Annotated in this window: 4 protein-coding genes and 1 pseudogene; all 5 read left to right on the top strand. The window is 57.2% G+C overall.

Translation table 11 applies throughout. The features are described from left to right. On the top strand, positions 1-912 hold a 912-nt coding region (gene recA, locus ACF8AM_RS08245; RefSeq protein WP_392555174.1), incomplete at its 5' end, for a recombinase RecA. A 347-nt stretch (positions 913-1259) separates the two neighbouring features. Further along, a complete protein-coding gene (locus tag ACF8AM_RS08250; RefSeq protein ID WP_392555175.1) occupies positions 1260-2252 on the top strand; it encodes a hypothetical protein in 993 nt (330 codons plus the stop codon). 71 nt (positions 2253-2323) lie between these two features. Next, positions 2324-3175 (top strand): MBL fold metallo-hydrolase, encoded by an 852-nt coding sequence (locus ACF8AM_RS08255; RefSeq protein ID WP_392555176.1) that lies wholly within the window; start codon positions 2324-2326, stop codon positions 3173-3175. Then, positions 3112-3357, top strand: a pseudogene (locus tag ACF8AM_RS08260) (DUF1589 domain-containing protein); the annotation flags it as partial. The gene ACF8AM_RS08255 and the pseudogene ACF8AM_RS08260, both read left to right, overlap by 64 nt. After that, complete coding sequence (locus tag ACF8AM_RS08265; RefSeq protein WP_392555177.1) at positions 3329-3475, top strand: DUF1589 domain-containing protein; 147 nt, start codon at positions 3329-3331, stop codon at positions 3473-3475. The pseudogene ACF8AM_RS08260 and the gene ACF8AM_RS08265, both read left to right, overlap by 29 nt. The last annotated feature ends 369 nt before the right edge of the window (positions 3476-3844 follow it).

Genomic DNA, 3844 nt, shown 5'->3' on the forward strand with positions numbered 1-3844 from the left:
CTCGGTGGACAGGGCATCCCTCGCGGTCGGATCATCGAAGTGTTCGGTCCCGAGTCGTCCGGTAAGACGACGCTGGCACTCCACATCGGTGCGGAGGCCCAAAAGGCAGGCGGCATCGCAGCCATCATCGACGCCGAACACGCGTTCGATCCCAGTTGGGCGAAGAAGCTCGGCGTGGAACTGGACAGCTTGCTGGTCAGCCAACCGGGCAGCGGCGAAGAAGCGATGCAGATCTGTGAGATGCTGGTCAAATCCAATGCGGTCGACGTCATTATCGTTGACTCGGTCGCGGCTTTGGTTCCCAAGGCGGAACTCGAAGGCGAGATCGGTGACAGTCACGTCGGTCTACAAGCTCGACTGATGAGCCAATCGATGCGGAAGCTGACTGGTGCGATTGCGAAAAGCAAATCGGCCGTGATTTTCATCAACCAAATTCGTGAAAAAGTCGGAGTGATGTTCGGTAGCCCCGAAACCACACCCGGCGGTCGGGCACTCAAGTTCTATTGCTCGTGCCGAATCGATGTTCGTCGGATCGGCAGCCTGAAAGATGGTGAGGAACAAGTCGGTCAACGCGTCAAAGCGAAGATCGTGAAGAACAAGGTCGCACCTCCGTTCCGCATCGCGGAATTCGACATGATGCACTCCAACGGCATCAGCTTCGAAGGCGACTTGCTGGATCTGGGAACCGAGAACAAAGTCGTCAACCGCAGCGGTTCCTGGTTCAAGTACGGCGACACGTACTTGGGTCAGGGCAAGGAGAAGGCTCGCAACTTCTTGATCGAGAACCCCGACGTCTGCGATGAGATCAAGCAAAAGGTCTTGGCCGCCGGCGGCTTTGTCGCACCGCTTGAAGCGGACGCGGACGAGAGTGAAGAAGCAGTCGAAGACGGAGAAGCCGTCGCCAACAGCTGACCCGCGCATCGGGTTGGTCGTGAAGTCAGCTGACCGCGAATCGAACGGATCGCCTCAAGGAAACTTGGGACGATCCGTTTTTTTGTGCCTGCCTGAGTCACCGTCTCCACCCAATGAAATCCTGGTGCTTCCAACCCGTCAACTGGATGCCGCGATCAGAAACGGCAACGTCCACTAACTCCCAGCAAGGGAGCCCAGCCTGCCGCTGGATCAATTGCGATGCTTTTTTCTTGCCAGCGTGCAATCAGAGCCCTTCAACACTCAAACATAGCCCCATGTCTTCTCCATTCGCATGACATTGGAACAGTTCAGGCGTCGTGAACCATCAAGGAGTTTCAGTTGTGAAGATGCAAACATTTGCCCTGGCGGCTTGCTTCGTCCTTACGTTTCAAACCTGTTACGCAGAGGAATACCGTCATCTCGAACGGCTCCGAACTCCGAGCCTGGAGGACTTCAAGGAACTCGACAAAGAAGACGCCGGGATGGTGGTCGGCTGGATGCGGGACATTGAGTCGCTGCTTTTAGCCTCGCCTTACGAGGTCAGTGTCGTCTCAGAAATGCTGGAAAGCACCGCGATCGGCACCAATCACTCAACCATGCATTGGAGAAATAGCTTTCGGATCGCCCGAGACCCATCATCCGCCAGGATGAGGGTCATTGTGGTGCGTCAGAACTTGCTCGACAACGCGGCGATTGTGACCAGTCTTGGGATCGCTCGCGATAGCCGCCAGCATCTCGACATCCTGCGGGACTCAGACAAATGCTACCAAAGTCAGGTTGTAGCATTTGAGAACAGCACGGATGAGCAAACGGGGGAGTGCGACTGGAAGCACGGCCTCAGTGCACTTCGCTTGAGAGACGTATTCAGTCCTTGTCTCGCAACCACAGTTGGGTCAGTTCAAACAGCCAATGGCAGCGCCTGGGATTTTTCGCGACACAATGTCCGCGTGAAGTCAGTGCATGGAGTCATTCAACGTCGAGGACAGACTCACGTCCTGTTACGATTCAAAGGCGCTGACTGGCTTGGACAATTGATCACGTTTGAGAACCAAGTCCCTATTCAGATGATTGAGTTGAACTGGCGTGGCGTCGATGAGTCACTTGCGAAGGTCACGTCGATCACGCGGTCCGAATGGACGGAGCATGCTTCAACGAAGCAGAGACTACCGACGACCATCTATGGCATCTCCTATTCCGATCATCACCCGGTGGAACTCTTCGCCAACATTCGTTGGAAGCTTGGCGAGGAAGTCGACAAGAACCTTTTCAAAAAGAGCACTCTTGGATCGGAGCAACCGGGCGACAAGCAAGACTTTGGCATCCCGATCAATCTTCGCTGATCGCCCGATGCGATGATGGTCACCCAACTCGTCACCTGCACGGGGATGCTCACCCGCGATAACATCGCGGCATGACTGCATCCGATCCTGCTCCAGCCGACTCTTCCGCGACCGATCCAACTTCCCCGGCCCCGACTCCCGAGATGATCTTTTTGGGAACCGGGACCAGCGTCGGTGTTCCCGCGATTGGATGCGAGTGTGATGTTTGCCAAAGCACCGACCCGCGCAACAACCGAACGCGTTGCTCAATCCTGCTCCGGTTGCCCGAAGGCAATCTGCTGATCGACACGCCACCCGATTTGCGAACGCAATTGCTCCGTGAAAAGATCAAGCTTGTGCACGCGGTTTTGTTCACCCACGAACATGCCGATCACATCTACGGCCTAGATGACCTGCGGTTGTTTCCGTTTCGGCTCGGTCGTCCCGTTCCGCTGTACTGCCGTGCGGACGTCGAAGATCGAATTCGAACTTCTTACGATTACGCGTTTTCACAGCGTGAACAAACCCACGCGGGATCACGGCCGCAACTCGAAATCCTCTCGATCAACAACGATGATCCGTTTGAGGTTCTCGGCGTTCGCGTCACCCCGGTTCCACTGAAGCACGGACCGCACTTCGAGGTGTTGGGTTTCCGCATGGGCGACTTCGCTTATTGCACGGACACCAATCACATCTCCGAGACGTCCATGGATCGGCTGCGAGGTCTCGACACGCTGGTCCTGGATGCATTGCGATTCACGCCGCACCCAACTCACTTCAACATCGACGAAGCCCTCGAAGTGATCGAAGAGCTCAAGCCACGCCAAGCGTTCCTGACACATCTCGGCCACGACATCGATCACGGCCCCGTGGAAGCCTCGCTGCCCGATCACGTCCACTTGGCCTACGACGGATTGCGTTTGCCAATGCCATCCATCGCGTAGCCGGGTTCGCCAGTCACAACCCGCCGCGTCAGCAAGGCCGCCCCAACCGTAGCCGAATTCGCCAAGAATTCGGACCTCACCATCTTCACAACCCGAACGCGTCAGCGAGGGACCACTCCAACGTAGGCCAGGTCATCACCTGGCACCCAGCCGATGCTTTGGAACAAAGCGAGGCGTCCAACCACACCCGCAAGCCCCAACGCAGTCCGTCCAATCACCCAGCCAGGTACAACCTGGCCTACGCCCCAAGACTCTTTCAGTCACAACCCGAAGCGTCAGCGAGGGACCACTCCAACGTAGGCCAGGTTTCACCTGGCACCCAGCCGATGCTTTGGAACAAAGCGAGGCGTCCAACCACACCCGCAAGCCCCACGCGGCCCGTCCAATCACCCCGCCAGGTACAACCTGGCCTACGACGCCCCCGTCACAACCCGCCGCGTCAGCAAGGCCACCCCAACCGTAGCCGGATTCGCCAGAATTCGGACCTCTCCAACTCCACAACCCGAACGCGTCAGCGAGGGACCACTTCAACGTAGGCCAGGTTTCACCTGGCACCCACCCGATGCTTTGGAACAAAGCGAGGCGTCCAACCCACCCGCAAGCCCCAACGCAGTCCATCCAATCACCCAGCCAGGTACAACCTGGCCTACGCCCCAAGACTCTTTCAGT

This window comes from Rhodopirellula sp. JB055, from assembly GCF_043100905.1.
Lineage (GTDB): Bacteria > Planctomycetota > Planctomycetia > Pirellulales > Pirellulaceae > Rhodopirellula.